The following is a 17,881-nucleotide window of genomic DNA, read 5'->3' as shown; positions in this document are numbered from 1 at the left end:
AGATGGCGAAACGGGCGTTTGGTTAACCGGTTGGACGGGTTGGAGAATTGGGTGTGTGTCGTGGAGCTCCGCTATCGACGGGCCGGGGACTGTCGATCCAACGCCGGTTCGGAGCACTTGATCCCAGCCAAGCCCCTCCACCCAACGAAGGATGCATCAAGCGCATCCAAATCGACAGGCCGCCAGACGGCCCGTCGATAGCGGGGCGGCTGCGCCGCTGTTAACCCGCTTTTGTCGTCGGCTTGGCGGACTGCGCTCAGGCGTCTGCCCGCGCCGCGACCATCCGCATCGCGCGTTCGATCTCGTGGGCGCAGGTGGATGCCATGGACCAAAACACCATGATCTCGTAGCGCGCCGCGCCCGTGCGCATCAGCACGCAGTTCATGTGGCCAAGAACCGTCCGCGCGGCATGGCCGACGGCGAAGACCTCCTCGCGCAGGTCGATCGGCATCAGCCGGGCCAGAACCTCCGCCGCGTGATCCCCTTCGAGGGCGCAGGCGGCCCAGGCGCTGGTCTGATCCGCCATCGCGGCCCCGGTGATGGGCTTGAGCGGCTTGCCGAGGACGAAGGCCTGCTCCGGCCCGGTCCAGACCGCCCGCGCATCGGCGCTGCAGGTTGTGCGGTTCGGTCCGGGGAAATCCGCCCCGATCTGCTTGTCCAACGCCTTGGAAACGGCGGCAGCCTTGCCGTTGTAGGGCGCGACCCAGGTTATGGTATCGAAGGGGATTTCGCTCAGCGTCACATCGCCATTTGTGATCGGCAGCAGGTCGTCAAAGGCGGTCTTTGCAGTCAGATTAGCCACGGGCGCGTCCTCCTTCCGGCTCGAGGAACACCGGATCGCAGATCTCAACCTCCGCCGTCACGCCGCGCAGATGGTCGACCATTTTCATGTGGTGCCCGATGCGGCTTGGCCCGTCGCGCAGGAACCCCAGCCCGATGAAATGCCCCAGCGTGGGCGAGTACCCGACGGACGTGACATAACCCAGATCGTTGACGCGCGTGGCCTCGGCATCTTGTTCAAACAGGTGCGCCCCGGCGGTGAGTTCCTTGACCGCGCCTACCGGTTTCAGGCCGATCAGCCGCTCGCGATCCTCCTCCAGCAGGCCGGGGCGGGTGGCTGCCGCCTTGCCGATGAAATCCTTCTTCTTCGACAGCATGCCCTGCATGCCAATATCGAAGGCCGTCACCCGCCCGTGGATTTCGGAATGGGTGATGAAGCCCTTCTCGATCCTGAGGACATTCAGCGCCTCCATCCCATAGCCGCCGCCGCCAAGCGCCTCGGCCCGGGCAACCAGATCGCGGTAGAGCGCGTCGCCATAGGTGCTTGGCACCGCGATCTCATAGGCATGTTCGCCGGAGAAGGAGATGCGGAAGAGGCGGCCGTCGATGCCGTGAATGCGGGCGGTGCCGCATTGCATGAAGGGGAAGGTGTCATTGTCGATGGGCGTGTCGAGTACGCCGTTGAGCAGGTCCCGCGCCCGTGGCCCGGCGACGGAGAATTGCGCCCATTGCTCTGTCACTGACACAAACCGCACGTCCCAATCGGGGCGCAGGACCTGAGAGACGAATTCCATATGCGCCATGACCTGCCCGGCGGCGGCGGTGGTCGTGGTCATGACGTAGTGGCCCTCGCCGAGGCAGGCCGTGGTGCCGTCATCCATGACGTGCCCGTCTTCGCGCAGCATCAGGCCATAGCGGACACGGCCCGGCTTCAGGGTGGAGAACATGTTCGTATACAAGAAATCGAGGAAGGCCCCGGCATCCTTGCCCATGATCTCGATCTTGCCAAGGGTCGAGACATCGACCACGCCCACGGCGTTGCGGACCATATTGACCTCGCGGTCGCAGCTTTGGCGCCAGTGGGTTTCACCCGGCGCGGGCAGGTAGGAGGGGCGATACCACAGGCCCGCCTCGATCATCGGCGCGCCGCGCGCGGTGACGGCCTTGTGGGAGGTTGTGAAGCGTTCGGGCGAAAAGCCCTTGCCCTGCGCGCCTGCGGCCATCGTGCCAAGCGCCACGGGCGTGAAGGGCGGGCGGTAGGTGGTGGTTCCGGTCTCGGGAATGCCGCGGCCGGTGGCATCGGCCAGCACCGCCAGCGCGCCGATATTGGAGCTTTTGCCCTGGTCCGGTGCCATGCCCTGCGTGGTGTAGCGCTTCATATGTTCGACGGATTTGAAACCCTCGCGGGCCGATTGCCTGACGTCCTTGGTTGTGACGTCATTGGCGAAATCGAGCCAGGCGCGGCCTTTGCCCTCGACGCTCCAGAGCGCGGAGGTGGTGCCTGCCTCGTCGCTGGCTTGGGGCAGATCCGGCTTGCGGACCCGTTTGCCGAGAGCCTTGAGGGCCGCGCTGGCGGCCTCCACGCCTTGTGTCAGGGCGTCGGTGGTGGAGAACGCGCCGGTGCATGCACCCGCCACATGCAGACCCTTGATCGCGTTTTGAGCGGGGACGAAGGCGTGGATCGCCTCGTCCCAGACAGGCCGCGCGCCCGTGTGGCAAGTCAGGTGGACGGAGGGGTTCCAGCCGCCCGACACGCCAAGGCAATCCGTTTCGAGCTTATGGGTGCCGGAGGCGGTGCGGTAGGTGATTTCCGTGAGCGCGCGGCGGCCCGTGGTGCCGATCACCTGCGCGCCGTCGATTACGCGGTAATCGCCCTTCGCCTCCGTCCCGACCCGGCTGTCGAGAAGCGTGACCTTGATCCCTGCATCTACCAGTTCCACCGCCGTACGATGCGCGTCATCGTTGGTGGTGAAGAGCGTCACGTTTTCGCCGGGCGTGACGCCGTAGCGATTCACATAGGTCCGGATGGCGGAGGCGAGCATGATGCCGGGGCGGTCATTCATCGGGAAGGCGATGGGGCGCTCCAATGCGCCTGCGGCGAGCACGGCCTGACCCGCCCGGATGCGCCAGAAGCATTCTTGTGGAAGATCTTGCGCGCGCGGCAGGTGGTTGCCGACCCGCTCCACCGCGCCGAAGGTGAGGCCGTCATAGATTCCGGTTGCGGTGGTGCGCGTCATGATGCGGACGCGACCGGTCTCTTCCAAGGCGTCGCGGATGTCCTGAACCCAGACCGGGCCGGGCAGGCCGTCGACATCCTCGCCGTCGGACAGGAGCCGCCCGCCCAGTTCCGCGCTCTCCTCCAGCAAAATCACGTCCGCGCCGGAGCGTGCCGCGGTCAGTGCCGCCATCAGGCCCGCCGGGCCGCCGCCGATCACCAGCACGTCGCAAAACGCGAAGGCGCGTTCGCTTTCCTCGGGGGAGGCGCCCTTCGTCATCCGGCCTAGGCCTGCGGCGCGGCGGATCGTCGGTTCATAGACCTTTTCCCAGAAGGCGCGGGGCCACATGAACGTCTTGTAATAGAAGCCCGCGCCGAGCCAGGGCCACAGCAGGTCATTCACGCTCATCAGATCGCGGTCGAGGGGGCCGACGCGGTTCTGGCTGCGCGTCTCAAGACCGGTGAAGATCTCCTGCACCGTCGCACGGACATTGGGCAACATCGCGTCGCCCGCGCCGACCTGGATCAGGGCGTTGGGTTCTTCCGACCCGGCGGTCATCACGCCGCGCGGGCGGTGATACTTGAACGAGCGGCCCATCAGCTTGACGCCATTGGCCAGCAGGGCGGAGGCGACGGTGTCGCCCCTGAAGCCTTCGTAAGCCTTGCCGTCGAAGTGGAACCGGACGGGCGTGTCACGGTCGATCAGGCCCTTGCCATCCAGCCTCATTGCCCGCCCTCCGAGGCGAGGTGCGCGCCGAACACCTCATGCGTGACGGTATCGCGGTCCACGATCAGCCAGGCAGAGCAGCCACCGCCGTGAAACCACAACTCCTCCGTCCGGCCGGCGGGGTTGTCGCGATTGTGGATGAAATCGTCCCAATCCGCGCTCCACGTCTCGCCTTCGGGCCGCTTGGCGCCAAGCGCATGGCCGCGGATGGAAAACTCGCGCAGGTCTCGATCACCGCAAAGGGGGCAGGGGATTTGCATAGCGGCCTCTAACAGCTTTCGAGGGGAACACGGGTCAGACGGTAGGTTGTGACTTCGCCCGGCACTTCGACCAGGTCGGTGCCCGATGCGTCCGGATCGCAGGTCCGTTCCGCGACGCGCGCACCGTCCGTGCGGATCAGGATCGTCTCCCCCTCATCCCGGTGCAGCCAGAAGCCACCGCCGTTGCAGGGAATGTCGCAGCGCCCATCGCTGTCGCACAGGGCATTCGCGATCAGCAAGCGCCCCGGCACCCCGTCGCGCAGCGCCTGACCCCCGTAGGAGGTGACAGCCACGATGGAGACCGTCAGGTCGGCAGTATCGAACAGCATACGCAGGCCCGCGATCCCCTGTTCGGGGTGGGTCGCAAGGTGCTCGGGGCTGTAATCCCGCACGAAACAACCTGCGGGAAAGCCCTGCGCATCGGCAGCACCGGAACACAGCATCGCGCTAATGCAGATTGTGCTGAGAGCCCGTAGCCTCTTCATCCATCAACCCTTTCCCTGTTGTGAACCGATCCAGCCGGTGACGCGCGGCGGCCTCGTGCGGGCGGTCGGTGGCCATCAGATGCGCCATGCAATGGCCCGATCCCGGCACCGCCTTGAACCCGCCATAGCACCAGCCGCCGTTGAAATAGAGCCCGTCGATATGGGTCTTGTCGATGATGGGGGAGCCGTCGGACGACATGTCCATGATCCCGCCCCACGACCGCAGCATCTTGGCCTTCCCGATCATCGGCATCAGGGTCATGCCCGCCTCCACCACATGTTCGGCCATCGGCAGGTTCCCCCGCGCGGCGTAGGAGGCGTAGAAATCCAGATCGCCGCCGAACACCAGCCCGCCCTTGTCGGACTGGCTGATATAGAAATGGCCCATCCCGTAGGTCACGACATGGTCAATGACGGGCTTCAGCCCCTCGGTTACGAAGGCCTGCAAGACGTGGCTTTCAATCGGCAGGCGCATTCCGGCCATGGCCGCCACCTGTGACGAGCGGCCCGCCACGATGATCCCGACCTTCTTCGCCCGGATCGCCCCGCGCGTCGTTTGCACACCGCGCACCGCACCGCCTTCGATGTCGATCCCGGTCACTTCGCAATTCTGGATCAAATCCACCCCGCGCCGGTCCGCGCCGCGCGCGAAGCCCCATGCGACAGCGTCGTGCCGGGCCGAGCCGCCGCGCGGATGGTAAAGCCCGCCATAGATCGGGAAGCGCGTCTGTTCGTAGTCGAGATAGGGCAGCATCTTGCGCACGCCCGCGCGGTCCAGAAGGATCGCATCGTCGCCCTGGTTTATCATCGCATTGCCGCGCCGGGCGAAGGCATCGCGCTGACCGTCGGAATGGAACAGGTTGATGATGCCGCGTTGGGAATGCATCACGTTATAGTTCAACTCCTGCTCCAGCCCTTCCCAGAGCTTGAGGGAGTGGGAGTAGAATTCGGAATTGCCGGGAAGCCCGTAATTGGCGCGCACGATGGTGGTGTTCCGGCCGATATTGCCGCCACCCAGATACCCTTTTTCGAGAACCGCGACATTGGTCAGCCCGTGCTCGGCGGCAAGGTAATAGGCCGTTGCCAATCCGTGACCGCCGCCGCCGATGATGACGATGTCATATTCGGATTTCGGCTCCGGATCGCGCCATGCCGGGCGCCAGCCTGTGTTGCCTGTCAGGCCCTGCCACAGAACCCCAAGCCCGGAATAGCGCATGTCGCCCCCTCGGTCGCAGCAAAGCCCCCCGGATCGGAGGGCTGTTGCACCACGTTAAACCAGGGTCCGCGCAACCGAAAGCCCGTCCGCGACATGCGGCTTGCGGGGCGCGACGTGTCGCCGGATCAGCTGGTCGGTTGCACCGGGTCATAGCGCACCTGCCCGGCATAGCGGGGGCGGGTGAGAGTGAAATTCTCGAAGGTCAGGTCCAGCAGGCCCATGTTGAAGGTCGGCACGTAGTTGATGAAGCTTTCCACCAACACGACCCGTTCCCCCTGGGCCATCGCGGGCAATTGCGCCTCGATCGCGGTCAGGTTGGGCGTGGCGAGCGCGGCCAATGTGCCGGTAGCGTGGCTCCAGTCGACGGAATAGGTGTCGGTCGTCGTGCGCAGGATCTGTGTCACCCGCACCTCCACCCCGTCATTGTTGCGGATCATCGCGTCGAGCATGGCGGACATGCCGTCGATGTCGGACGGGTACTGGATATCGGTCTGGCGCGACAGAAGGTCGGCCACCGTGTAAGTGGCCTTCACCGACGTATTGTACGTGCGATACGCGTCGAAGAAGGTGAACGTGCCGACCCATGCCCAGATCAGGAGCGGCATGACGATCACGGATTCGAAGGCGACGGCGGCGGAGGTGTCGGACCAGAACCGGGACAGAAGCTGTTTCATATCAGGTCTCCTCTCAATTCCGTTCGTTCACGAAGATCGTGGAGGCCATCATGTGCATCCCCCCGGAATCGTCGCGCGCGAGGTTCAGGCCCCATCCCGAAATCGGCAGGATACGGTCCACGATCAGGCAGGTCCGCACCAGCAGGAAACTATCGTTGCTGCCTGGCGAGAACTCGTTGCTGGGGGCGATCACGATGTCATTGCCGCGGTCGGCGCAGATCTCGTCGTTGGACGGCATGTCGTACGTGTCGTCGTCGATGACGTAGAGGTCGATGGACAACAGCGTCTCGCAATTGGGCAGGAGCGAGGTGTTGCTGCACATCGCATTGCGCACCTCGTCAGCGTCGGTCAACTCGCCGCGCGTCAGGCGCAACACGCGCACCGCCATGTCGAGTGTCCGTTCCAGCATGATCTGCCGGGTCAGGATCATCGCCGTCTCGAACGCGGCGATGAAGACCAGAAGCAGCAACGGGAACACGATGACGAGTTCCATCGTCGCCGTGGCACTTTCATCGTCGCGGAAGCGGCGCAGCGCGTTTTTCAGCTCGTACATCAGCATCAGTGGATCAGCCGCAACTGGTTGATGGTCCGCGCGATGGAGGCGAAGGCCTGGTTAATCTCCAACCCGTCCACGTCATAGTAGTGGGACTCGGTCGTGGCGCAGTATTCCAGCACGTCCTGGCCGCCCTCGGGCGCCTCGAAGGCGATGGAGAAGACAATGATGCCGGCGGCACGGGCCTGGTCGCAGATATTGTAGAGGTTCGTATCGGCCTCGGTCCGGGCGGCATAGCGATAGCTAGCATCGTCCGCGACGGCGTTGTGGAACGCCCAATGGCCGGAGGCGCGGGCCGGTTCCTCCAGCCATTCCTCCGCGATGTATTCGGCGGTATAGGCGGCCCAGAGGTCGGCCCAGAGCAGGACCTCACCCGTATGGCTGCCACCGTCATAGGCGTTGGGGCCGTCGGTGGTAAATTCTGCGGAGGTCATGCCATAGGCACTCCACCCGCCATGGGGCGAATTCTGCCAAGAACCGCTTGCATCGCGCGGGTCGTCGGCCGGAAGCCAGAACTGTCCCTGGTCTTCCCACCAGACCGAGTACTGATCGTCCCCGGGATGGTAGAAGATCGGGGCATAGCCGGTGCGATAGGCATCGCGCAGGTCATATTGGTTGGTGTTGTCGCCGTCCGTCATCAGGACGACCACCTTGATCGTCTCGTCGTCGCGGCGCGTCGACTCGATCCCGTCGCGGTAGGGGGCGGGACGTTGCGCGAAATCGGGATGCACGTCGCCCGAGGCGATCAGGCCGTTGACCGCCGGCAGCGCCGCGGGGTCCAGCAGGGCCACGCCCCAGCGCATACCGACGTCGATGGCCGTCCAGCCACCGGTCGAGAGGGCGTTGATCGCGTTGTGCAGCGTGGTCTCGTCGTGCTGCCAAGGCAGGATCGCGCCGTATTGGTCGGTCTGGCAATGGGGGGTTTCGAACAGCTGATCGTCGTCTTCGTTGTCGCGGTCCCAATGGGCCAGGCGGCGGATCGGGACAGCCGGGTCAATGGCAGTCGTCAGGTAATCCGCGGGCAGGAAACGGGCGCAGTTCGAATAATTGTGGACGTCGTCGAAGGTGAAGACGCTGCCGATCAGCGCACCGGCATTCACCCGGCCGTTATAGGGCACGATGGAGACCGATACGAGGTTCTCCTCCGCGTCGGTGCCGTTTGCGGTCAAAACCTCCGTCACGAATTCACGCGCGGCCGGTTGCAGGTTCACCATGCGATTGTTGTCGCCCATGGAGCCCGAGATATCGAGGACCATGGAGACTTCGATGTAATCCATCCGCTCCTCCGCCGCGCCGATCGCGGGGGAGGTCATCATGCGCACACCGAACAATTGCATGAAGTGGGGGCGCAACTCGGTCTCGGCATAGGCGTGGACGCGGCGGAAATTCAGCCCCTCCTCCACGCGGATATCGAGGCGATACTCGGTCAGCCCGGAAATCGCGAAATAGTCGCGCACCACGCCTTCGGGGTCATAGGGCTGCGTGAGCGAGGCGGCGGCGAGGATCGCGCGGTCCAATGTATATTGAAGCTGTGCGCGCTGCGTTTCGTAGCGCATGACGTCGATCGCGATACCGCTGACGCTGACCATCAGGATGAACATCATCACCGCGAACGCGGTCACGGTGCCGTCTTCGCGGCGTGCGAAGCGCCGGGGCGACAGCCGCGCGGCCATCGCGCTGGCAGAGGTCGCCATTTTTGCCAAAAGGCCCGTCATGGCCTCTACTCCACAAAATAATACCCTCGGCGTATGGCTCTTACGGACACATATCGCCGTTGGTCGTTATCCGGGCCAAGCAAGGCAGAAATGGGGCAGGGGCGTGAAGACAAGTGGTCATCTGCAAATTCCCCGCCCCGTTGATGTGCTGCGCCGCGGCGCAAGCTTCGGTTGCGAAACCAACGACCTTGTGTCCTTCTGCTCCCGGGCGTCCGGGGACCCCTGGCGTCCCTGCCTCTGTGTGCGAGGCGACGGCGAAAGGGAGAAGCGCCATGACGACCAACCGGGCCGAGCCCAGTTTCCGCGAATCCGTAGACCTGATGTTCAACCGGGCGGCCGCCCTTCTGGATCTGCCCCCGGGGCTGGAAGAGAAGATCCGCGTCTGCAACTCCACCTACACCGTGCGCTTCGGTGTGAAACTGCGCGGCAAAGTCCAGACCTTCACGGGATACCGGTCGGTGCATTCCGAGCATACGGAACCGGTCAAAGGCGGCATCCGCTATTCCATGGGCGTCAACCAGGACGAGGTTGAGGCGCTGGCGGCCCTGATGACCTACAAATGCGCCCTTGTCGAAGCGCCCTTCGGCGGATCGAAGGGGGGCCTGCGCATCGACCCCCGCGAATATGACCAGGACGAGATCGAGAAGATCACCCGCCGTTTCGCCTATGAGCTGATCAAGCGTGACCTGATCGACCCGGCCCAGAACGTCCCCGCCCCCGACATGGGCACGGGCGAGCGGGAGATGGCGATCATGGCCGACCAATACGCGCGCATGAACACCACCGACATCAACGCGCGCGCCTGCGTGACCGGCAAGCCCCCCCATGCGGGCGGCATCCAGGGCCGGGTGGAGGCGACGGGGCGCGGCGTTCAATACGCGCTCCAGGAATTCTTCCGCCACCCCGAGGATATCGCCAAGGCGGGGCTGAGCGGGTCGCTCGACGGCAAGCGCGTGATCGTGCAGGGCCTCGGCAATGTGGGCTACCACGCCGCCAAGTTCCTGAGCGAGGAGGACGGGTCGATCATCACCCATGTGATCGAACGCGACGGTGCGATCCATGACCCGAACGGTATCGACGTGGAGGGCCTTCGCCACTGGATCGCGGACCACCAGGGTGTGAAGGGCTATCCCCACGGCACTTATGTCGAGGACGGGTCGTCTTGCCTGACGGAGGATTGCGACATCCTGATACCCGCCGCGCTGGAAGGCGTGATCAACCTGTCGAACGCCAATGACGTGAAGGCGCCCCTTATCATCGAGGCGGCCAACGGCCCCGTAACCGCGGGGGCCAACGACATCTTGATGGAAAAAGGCACGGTGATTATCCCCGACCTCTATGCCAATGCGGGTGGTGTGACGGTGTCCTATTTCGAATGGGTCAAGAACCTCAGCCATATCCGGTTCGGGCGGATGCAGCGCCGGCAGGAGGAGGCGCGCCACCAATTGATCGTGGACGAATTGGAACGGATCTCCAAGGACAGCTCGATCAACTGGACCCTGTCGCCAAACTTTAAGACGAAGTACCTGCGCGGCGCGGGAGAGTTGGAGCTTGTCCGGTCCGGCCTCGACGACACGATGCGGGAGGCCTACGCCGCAATGCGGGAGGTCTGGCACACCCGCGATGAGGTTACGGACCTGCGGACGGCTGGCTTCCTCGTCTCCATCAACCGGGTCGCGGCAAGCTACCAGGCCAAGGGGATCTGACCCGGGCGGGGCGGTAAGGGGAATGCGCCTTCTAGCGCGCCCCGCGCGGCGGTCTTGTCAGGAAAGGCCGCCGTCCCGCTCCACCATCAACACGATCATCAGGTCGGCCACTTCCTTGCAATCGCGCCGCCCGCTGGCCCCGCCCACCGACAGCGTCCGCCCGAAGCGCGACCACATGCCGGGCGCGTAGACACGGCTCATCGGTTCTTTCAGGCGCACCACGAACCCGCCCGCCGGTTTGTAGGCGAACATGCCCCGATCCACCTTGGCGAGGTTCTCGATCGTGCAAAGGACGCGGCCATCCTCGCCCACCTCGCGCAATTCCGAGCGTGTCAGCTCGATCCGCCGCCCGGTCGCCTGCCACATGGCCCAGGCCAGCCACATGCAGCCCGCACCGAAAAACGTCAGGAACAGCATCCAGCCAAGCGCCGCCGGGGGCCGGGCGATGGCCACGCTCAGCACGATCAGCCCGAGCGCCACGATCATGCCGACCGCCACGACGCGCCGCGCCGGTTTGGGGGTGATGGAGGCGAGAACCTCGTTCGGGTCGATCTTCTTCTTCCGCGCCATCGCACACCTTCCGTGGACCCATGCAGACTAGGCGCAGGGTCTCGCCCGTCCTACCTAGGGGCAAGACACGCCGCAAGGAGGCCTTGATATGTCCATTCGTCCCATTCTGGAAACGCGCCCGGCCATGCCCACCATGGAAGGAGCCGGCGTTCACCTGCACCGCGCCTTCGGGTTCCAGGACCCGTCGGAGCTTGATCCCTTCCTTCTGTTCGATGATTTCCGCAACGACGACCCGGCCTTTTACGCCAAGGGGTTCCCGTGGCACCCCCACCGGGGGATCGAGACGATCACCTACGTGCTGGAAGGCACGGTGGAACATTCCGACAGCCTCGGGAACACGGGTCGGCTTGGGCCGGGATCGGTCCAGTGGATGACGGCAGGCTCCGGCATCATGCATCAGGAAATGCCGCTCGGGAACGCCAAGGGGCAGATGCATGGGTTCCAGCTCTGGGGGAATCTACCCGGCAGCCAGAAGATGACCGCCCCGCGGTACCAAGACATCCAGGGCGCCGACATTCCCGAAGTGACCGACGATGACGGCACCCATGTGCGCGTGATCACGGGAGAGTTCTGGGGCAAGCGTGGCCCGGTCGATGGCATCGCCGCCGATCCCCAATACCTCGACATCTCCGTGCCTGCGGGCGTCCGCAAGACCTTTCGGATCGACACCTATCGCCGCGCCTTTGCCTATGTCTTCCAAGGCTCTGCGACATTCACTGACGCCTCCGCGCCCTCGGGCGTGCTGCTCGAAAAGGAGGTCATGGGGCAGGAGGTGAATATCCGCGACCTTTCCGGCGACCGCACCCTGATCCGCTTCGGCTCAGGCGACGAGGTGACGGTTCAGGCCGGCCCCGACGGGGTGCGCTTCCTGCTCGTCTCCGGCGCCCCCATCGAGGAGCCGGTGGCCTGGCACGGACCCATCGTGATGAATACCCAGGCCGAGCTGCAACAGGCCATGCAGGATCTGCGCAACGGGACGTTCATCCAGCCCGCCCACTGAGGCGGGTCATGTGACAGGTGCAGAGCGGGGGACAGGTCCTCCGCTCCGCCGATCCATAAAGAATGCCGGGTCAGACCGGGCTGTGCCACTGAAGAAATGCGAGCCCCGCCCCGATGAGGACCAGGGCCCGAAACCCGACTTCCGCCATGAACAAGCTGCGCTGACGGCTGGCGCGCGCGCCGGGGCGGTGGGCCGAAAGGGCGGTGCGGATCGTCTCCGCCGCGTGGTCGACCTGTGCAGGGTCGGTGCGGACGGCGAGCTTGGGATGCGATACGCGAGGTTCAAGCTGTATCAGGGCGTCCGCCGCGGCGCGGGCATTGGGCGGCAACAACCGCCCGGCCTTTCGCACTGCCCTGGGGAAGCTTTTCGCGCGGATCGACAGGCGTTCGGCGATCAGGTCACGAAGATCGTCGGTCACTTCGATATAGCGCGCGTGGTCCATGGAATCGGCCCCCCAGCCTTTGAACCCGGCCAGGATACCGCTCGGACGCCCATCGCTCAACCCGTTGGTATTCCGCGCGTTTCGCCCTAGGCTCGGCCCATGTTGAGCGTCGTCGAATACGGGCAAGGTGCGCCCCTCATCATCGTGCACGGGCTTTTCGGTTCGGCGCGGAACTGGGGCGTGATCGCCAAACGGCTGAGCGATACGCGCCGGGTGATCGCGGTCGATATGCGCAATCATGGGAGCAGTCCTTGGGCCGCGCCTCATTCCTATGACGCGATGGCCGAGGATCTGGCCGAGGTGATCGGGGCCTATGGCGGCGTCGCGGAGGTCATCGGGCATTCCATGGGGGGCAAGGCCGCGATGGTCCTTGCGCTGAAATTTCCCAATCTCGTCAAGCGGTTGGTGGTGGCGGATATTGCGCCTGTGGCGTATTCCCACACGCAGCAAGGGATGATCGACGCGATGCGGTCGGTGGATCTGGGCGCGGTCGCCACGCGGGGGGATGCGGACCGGCTGCTTGCAAAAGTCATTTCGGAACAAGGGGTTCGGGCGTTCCTGTTGCAATCCCTGGACGTGAAGGCGCGGGCCTGGCGGCTGAACCTGGATCAGTTGGAGGCCGATATGGCGGCGATCTTGGGGTTTCCGGACGTCCCAGGCCACTTCGACGGGCCGGTTCTGGTCCTGTCGGGGGCGGCGTCGGAATACGTTACGCGGGAACATCGGCCTGAATTCAAACGGCTTTTCCCGGCCGCACGCTTCGCGAAGATCCCGGGCGCAGGCCATTGGCTCCACGCGGAGAAACCGCGGGAATTCGAGGCGGCGTGCCGGGCGTTTCTGGACGCGGAGGCCCAGAAATAGTGTCCGCCCGCGCGGTGTTGCGTAAATGTTGCGGACGGCCCGAGATCGGCCCGACGCGCTTGATCGGGCCGCACGCGCGGGTTAGGCAAACCGCACAGGTGCATGGACGCGGATTGCATTCCTGATGCGAGGGCTCGGGCCGTTGAGGTTCCGGGCCCTTTTTCTCGTGTCACGTGTGTGGAAAAGGTGAAGGCGCCAGGTGCTCGGACGCGGTCCATGCATTGGGGTTGCCCCCACCCTGACGCCTTCGAATGGATCAGGTCCGCTTGCACGTTCCCTCTCCGGTGCGCGGGTACCCTTGCGGGTCCCTACTTGACGCTTGGTCCCCTTGCGGTTCCCTATACGCCCCACCATGGTCTGCTGCTTCGAAAATGACTTGCACGTCAATGACTTGCCAGCCGTCTTCCAAGCCCTCGATCTTCCACGTGCTGGTTTGAACCGAAGCTCCACCTGGCGCGCTTCCGACCTTCGGAGGCCGTGGCGCCCGCCGCGTCGGACAGGTCCTTCGCTGCGGTGAGATCACTGTTCCCCAAGTGCAGCGGGCGGGCAACGAAATAACGCGACGGGGGCCTGATTTCTTGTGGATGAAAGTGTTGAGAACCCTGTGTGGCGCAGGGGGATGCACTCTCCAGAAGGTTGAGCGTTAACGTTTTTCTCACCCTGTGGAGGAGCGGGTGCGGGCGTGGTCGATTTGAGCGGACGGGGCGGGGTTTTCGGGGCGTGGGTGCAGAATCACGGCCTACAAGATATTGAATCGGTGCCGGATATAGGACGGGTATAGGGTTGGTATAGGTTTGGTATAGACGCGGGTTGGGTGGGGGCGGCGGATGGGAGCCTTAGGTTAAATGGAGTGGACCATGGCGATGGTTGTGGCGCGCTCGACCCAATCGGCTGGCGGGGCGGCGGAGATCTCGGCCAGGTCGCGGAGGATGGCGGGTTGGCTGGCCGGGGGGATCTGGGCGGTCTGGTAGAGGGCGGCGAGGGCAGGGCCGGGGGTGGAGAGGGCCTCGGCCATGACGGCGGGCTGGTTGGCGGCGAGGAGGTCGGAGACGCGGGCGCGGTGGGCGTTGAAGGAGGTGTTCTCCACGGCGGTGGCGAGGCCTGTGATGGGCAGGAGCAGCGGATTGCCGAGATGGCCCGCGTCGCAGGCGGGGAGGAGGAGGAGCGGGAGGGCGAGGAGAAGGCGCATGTGGGGAGGCAGAGACGCAAAAGATGGGAAGTCCTACGCCTGTTGACGGAACCAGTCTCTCAGAGAAAGATGAAGACGAAGTTCCTCGTCTTCCGAAAGCGCAGTGCAGTGTGCAATTGAAGCGCGCAAGGTATTGAGATTTGCGATGATCCGTTCAACCGCCCTGCGATCGCGAAAGATATCTCCGAAATTCGTCCAATTCGATTTTATGATTTCTCCAAGTTCTCCAAAGTTGGTATAGTCCAGCATCCGATCGGACCTGGGCGTGACGCCGGTGCCATCTTCTTTTTTCTTATTCTTATCCGCATTCTTGTGAACTGGTTCGGGAACTACATCAGGTTCTTCCCACCAATCGGGACCAATAGCGTCGAAAAGAACGTCATCAATCAGATCTCGGATTGCATTTTCAAGACTGTAGAAGAGAATGTAATTCCGCGCCATCCGTTCCGCATCAGTTCTAATTCTTTCCGAAAACTGCGGGTAAAAGGTTGCGTCCATACTAGCTGCGCTGGATGACTTATCGCTGTGAGATGGTCCGAGACTTAAGCCGAGCCGCTGCTGCACCTCTTGAACTGCCGCTTCCAACGAAAGACTATTCAGCCCAAAATAGCGATGGTTGTGATTGATTGGCATTTATTTGAGGAGCTTTCGCTCAATGGCCTCAAAGATGGCATTGTATACTTCAACATCCTTGGTTTCAGGAAGATTGATGTTGATTGTATAAGAAAGTCCAAAAGTTCTCTGGTTTGATGGCTGGTCAGAAGGGTTTTGACCCGGCACGTCTTCGTGTTCAGAGGTCGCGATTGTATCGGTGCGGCCTTCGTATGCATCGGTTTCGGTCTGAGCAATAGCGTCAGACTCAAAGTCGGCATATTCCTTTAAGTTTAGGAATGTAGAGATCACGCACTCGGTCGCGGTGTTACCTTTCTCCGCTCCAGTAATTTCGTAGACCAAGTCTTTCAGGTCATTCTTTGATAGATCATGAGCATATTCATTCCTTATAAATAGCTCGTCGTAACCTTGCTTGATGGCGCTCGCCATTGCATTGCCGCGCCCACCCTCGGTTCTAAATTTCCGGTAGAGTTCAGTTGGGGTTCCGTCCTCTGTTAAAAGGCCAATCCGCTTGAGTAGCGGTATGATTGGACGCGCGTTTCCTCCTTTGAAACCGAGTCGCGTCCCTAGGAAATCAATTGTGAATCGCTCAGGCGTTTTTGCCTCAATAATTTTGTCAAGAACCTTTGGAACAGTTCCCGGGGTCGCCAAATAGGGTAGTTTTTGTGCCATAGGTTGACCGTAAAGGCGCGACATCCGGTTTTCAATGCCTAGTTCCAAGCGGGTTAACAGCGGGCAGCGCCCGCCCCGCCATCGACGGGCCTGTCCGGGGCCCGGCGATTTGGTGAGGCTGGGCGCTCCATTCGTTGGGTGCGATGGTGTGGCTGGGATAAAGTGCCAGAGCGCGGGCGTTGGATCGCCGGACCCAGGCCCGTCGATGGCGGGGCTTTGTGGTGGGCGTTTGAGAGGGCTTGGGGCTGGCGGTGCGTCTGGAATGGTGAGGGGGTGGGGCCGCAGACTTCTGCGAGCAAAAGTCGCTTTCCCCCACTGGTGGAAATTCCCTGTCGCGCGACTAAGGCTGGTTGCGCCTAGCCGTCCATCTTAAGGGCGCTAATGAAGGCGGATTGGGGAATTTCCACCTTCCCAAACTGCCGCATCTTCTTTTTACCCGCCTTCTGCTTGTCCAGCAGCTTCCGCTTCCGCGTGGCGTCGCCTCCGTAACACTTGGCGGTCACGTCCTTGCGCATCGCGCTCAACGTCTCGCGCGCGATCACACGACCGCCAATCGCCGCCTGGATCGGGATTTTGAACATGTGGCGGGGGATGAGCTCTTTGAGTTTCTCGCACATGGCGCGGCCGCGGCCTTCGGCGCGGTCTCGGTGGACCATCATGGACAGGGCGTCGACGGGCTCGTCATTCACGAGGATCGACATTTTCACCAAAAAATCCTCGCGGTAGCCGATCATCTGGTAGTCGAAGGACGCGTAGCCCTTGGTGACGGATTTCAGGCGGTCGTAGAAGTCGAAGACGACTTCGTTCAGCGGCAGGTCGTAGACGACCATAGCACGGGTGCCGGCATAGGTGAGGTCGAGCTGGATGCCGCGGCGGTCCTGGCAGAGTTTGAGGACGTCGCCGAGATATTCGTCGGGGACAAGGATGGTGGCCTTGATGCGCGGCTCCTCGATATGGTCGACATGGGTGAGGTCGGGCATGTCGGCGGGGTTGTGAAGCTCCTGCATCGTGCCGTCGCGCATGTGGACGTGGTAGATGACCGAGGGCGCGGTGGTGATGAGGTCGATGTCGTATTCGCGTTCCAGCCGGTCGCGGATCACTTCGAGGTGGAGGAGGCCCAGGAAGCCACAGCGGAAGCCGAAGCCGAGGGCGGCGGAGGTCTCCATCTCGGAGGTGAAGGAGGCGTCGTTGAGGGCGAGTTTCTCGATGGCGTCGCGCATATCCTCGAAATCGTTGGCGTCGACGGGGAAGAGGCCGCAGAAGACGACAGGCTGCGAGGGTTTGAAGCCGGGGAGCGCCTTGTCGGTGGGGCGTTTCTCGTGCGTGATGGTGTCGCCCACGCGGGTGTCGCGGACCTGTTTGATCGACGCGGTGAGGAAGCCCATTTCGCCCGGCCCAAGCTCCGCGATGTCCTGCATCTGGGGCCGGAAGACGCCGAGCTTGTCGATGCCGTATTTGCCGCCCGTCTTCATCATGCGGATCTGGTCGCCCTTGCGGATTTTGCCGTCGATGACGCGGATCAGGACGACGACGCCGAGATAGGGGTCGTAGTAGCTGTCGACGAGCATGGCCTTGAGGGGCGCCTCGGCGTCGCCCTTGGGGGCGGGGAGGCGGGTGACGATGGCCTCCAGCACGTCGGGGATGCCGAGGCCCGTCTTGGCGGAAATCTCGACGGCGTCATGGGCCTCGATCCCGATCACATCCTCGATCTGCTCGCGGACGCGGTCGGGTTCAGCGGCGGGGAGGTCAACCTTGTTGAGGACAGGCACGATGTCATGATCGGCGTCGATGGCCTGGTAGACATTGGCCAGCGTTTGGGCCTCGACGCCTTGGCTCGCGTCCACCACCAGCAGAGAGCCCTCAACGGCCTGCATGGAGCGCGAGACCTCATAGGCGAAGTCCACGTGGCCGGGGGTGTCGATGAGGTTGAGGATATAGGTGTGGCCGTCCTTGGCGGGGTATTCGATGCGGACGGTGTTGGCCTTGATGGTGATGCCGCGCTCGCGCTCGATATCCATGGAGTCCAGAAGCTGCTCCTGCATGTCGCGCTCGGCCACGGTGCCGGTGAGCTGGATCAGCCGGTCAGCGAGCGTGGATTTCCCGTGGTCGATATGGGCGACGATGGAGAAATTGCGGATGCGGTTGAGGTCGGTCATGTGCGTCGGCGTCCTAAGGGCTTGGGCATGGATGTAGCTTACGGGCGC

The 17,881-nt window shown here is 63.4% G+C and carries 17 protein-coding genes; 3 read left to right on the top strand and 14 right to left on the bottom strand.

From position 1 onward, the window contains the following. Positions 1 to 256: 256 nt before the first annotated feature. From KUW62_RS12960 to KUW62_RS12925, 8 genes are all read right to left on the bottom strand, one after another. Positions 257 to 802 (bottom strand): sarcosine oxidase subunit gamma, encoded by a 546-nt coding sequence (locus tag KUW62_RS12960; protein WP_224815886.1) that lies wholly within the window; start codon positions 800 to 802, stop codon positions 257 to 259. Further along, positions 795 to 3,722, bottom strand: coding sequence for a sarcosine oxidase subunit alpha family protein (locus tag KUW62_RS12955; RefSeq protein WP_224815885.1), 2,928 nt, complete (start codon positions 3,720 to 3,722; stop codon positions 795 to 797). The genes KUW62_RS12960 and KUW62_RS12955 overlap by 8 nt, the downstream gene beginning before the upstream one ends. Beyond that, positions 3,719 to 3,982: a sarcosine oxidase subunit delta gene (locus KUW62_RS12950; RefSeq protein ID WP_224815884.1), complete on the bottom strand. Its 264-nt coding sequence runs from the start codon at positions 3,980 to 3,982 to the stop codon at positions 3,719 to 3,721. The genes KUW62_RS12955 and KUW62_RS12950 overlap by 4 nt, the downstream gene beginning before the upstream one ends. 8 nt (positions 3,983 to 3,990) lie before the next feature. Then, positions 3,991 to 4,467 carry a hypothetical protein gene (locus tag KUW62_RS12945; RefSeq protein ID WP_224815883.1) on the bottom strand — a complete coding sequence of 159 codons (477 nt, stop codon included), beginning with the start codon at positions 4,465 to 4,467 and terminating at the stop codon, positions 3,991 to 3,993. Then, positions 4,430 to 5,683 carry a sarcosine oxidase subunit beta family protein gene (locus KUW62_RS12940; protein WP_224815882.1) on the bottom strand — a complete coding sequence of 418 codons (1,254 nt, stop codon included), beginning with the start codon at positions 5,681 to 5,683 and terminating at the stop codon, positions 4,430 to 4,432. The genes KUW62_RS12945 and KUW62_RS12940 overlap by 38 nt, the downstream gene beginning before the upstream one ends. A gap of 125 nt (positions 5,684 to 5,808) precedes the next feature. Then, entirely contained in the window at positions 5,809 to 6,357 is a 549-nt protein-coding gene (locus tag KUW62_RS12935) for a TadE/TadG family type IV pilus assembly protein (RefSeq protein WP_224815881.1), read from the bottom strand. Positions 6,358 to 6,370: 13 nt separating this feature from the next. Next, positions 6,371 to 6,910, bottom strand: coding sequence for a TadE/TadG family type IV pilus assembly protein (locus KUW62_RS12930; RefSeq protein WP_224815880.1), 540 nt, complete (start codon positions 6,908 to 6,910; stop codon positions 6,371 to 6,373). Positions 6,911 to 6,915: 5 nt separating this feature from the next. After that, positions 6,916 to 8,625 (bottom strand): TadE/TadG family type IV pilus assembly protein, encoded by a 1,710-nt coding sequence (locus KUW62_RS12925; RefSeq protein ID WP_224815879.1) that lies wholly within the window; start codon positions 8,623 to 8,625, stop codon positions 6,916 to 6,918. Between the two features lie 272 nt (positions 8,626 to 8,897). Between KUW62_RS12925 and KUW62_RS12920 the strand changes: the two genes are divergently transcribed. After that, on the top strand, positions 8,898 to 10,331 hold the full coding sequence (locus KUW62_RS12920; RefSeq protein WP_224815878.1) for a Glu/Leu/Phe/Val dehydrogenase: 1,434 nt from the start codon (positions 8,898 to 8,900) through the stop codon (positions 10,329 to 10,331). A 57-nt stretch (positions 10,332 to 10,388) separates the two neighbouring features. Here the strand turns inward: KUW62_RS12920 and KUW62_RS12915 are convergent, their stop codons facing one another. Then, positions 10,389 to 10,901 (bottom strand): hypothetical protein, encoded by a 513-nt coding sequence (locus KUW62_RS12915; RefSeq protein WP_224815877.1) that lies wholly within the window; start codon positions 10,899 to 10,901, stop codon positions 10,389 to 10,391. Positions 10,902 to 10,989: 88 nt separating this feature from the next. Here KUW62_RS12915 and KUW62_RS12910 point away from each other — a divergent pair, with 88 nt between their 5' ends. After that, a complete protein-coding gene (locus tag KUW62_RS12910; protein WP_224815876.1) occupies positions 10,990 to 11,901 on the top strand; it encodes a pirin family protein in 912 nt (303 codons plus the stop codon). Between the two features lie 70 nt (positions 11,902 to 11,971). Here the strand turns inward: KUW62_RS12910 and KUW62_RS12905 are convergent, their stop codons facing one another. Next, on the bottom strand, positions 11,972 to 12,343 hold the full coding sequence (locus KUW62_RS12905; RefSeq protein ID WP_224815875.1) for a hypothetical protein: 372 nt from the start codon (positions 12,341 to 12,343) through the stop codon (positions 11,972 to 11,974). A gap of 99 nt (positions 12,344 to 12,442) precedes the next feature. On the opposite strand from KUW62_RS12905, the gene KUW62_RS12900 reads away from it, so the two are divergent. Beyond that, positions 12,443 to 13,204 (top strand): alpha/beta fold hydrolase, encoded by a 762-nt coding sequence (locus KUW62_RS12900; RefSeq protein ID WP_224815874.1) that lies wholly within the window; start codon positions 12,443 to 12,445, stop codon positions 13,202 to 13,204. 841 nt (positions 13,205 to 14,045) lie between these two features. Here KUW62_RS12900 and KUW62_RS12895 read toward each other — a convergent pair. The 4 genes from KUW62_RS12895 to lepA form a co-directional block, all read right to left on the bottom strand. Continuing rightward, on the bottom strand, positions 14,046 to 14,393 hold the full coding sequence (locus tag KUW62_RS12895; RefSeq protein ID WP_224815873.1) for a hypothetical protein: 348 nt from the start codon (positions 14,391 to 14,393) through the stop codon (positions 14,046 to 14,048). 33 nt (positions 14,394 to 14,426) lie between these two features. After that, positions 14,427 to 15,026, bottom strand: coding sequence for a Swt1 family HEPN domain-containing protein (locus KUW62_RS12890; RefSeq protein WP_224815872.1), 600 nt, complete (start codon positions 15,024 to 15,026; stop codon positions 14,427 to 14,429). Further along, the gene (locus KUW62_RS12885) at positions 15,027 to 15,677 is read right to left on the bottom strand and encodes a DUF5343 domain-containing protein (RefSeq protein ID WP_224815871.1); all 651 of its coding nucleotides are present in this window, start codon (positions 15,675 to 15,677) and stop codon (positions 15,027 to 15,029) included. Between the two features lie 356 nt (positions 15,678 to 16,033). Continuing rightward, a complete protein-coding gene (gene lepA / locus KUW62_RS12880) occupies positions 16,034 to 17,833 on the bottom strand; it encodes a translation elongation factor 4 (RefSeq protein ID WP_224815870.1) in 1,800 nt (599 codons plus the stop codon). Positions 17,834 to 17,881: the final 48 nt, after the last annotated feature.

Source organism: Hasllibacter sp. MH4015 (genome assembly GCF_020177575.1).
Classification (GTDB): domain Bacteria; phylum Pseudomonadota; class Alphaproteobacteria; order Rhodobacterales; family Rhodobacteraceae; genus Gymnodinialimonas.
This window is presented reverse-complemented; position numbering and strand designations above follow the sequence as displayed.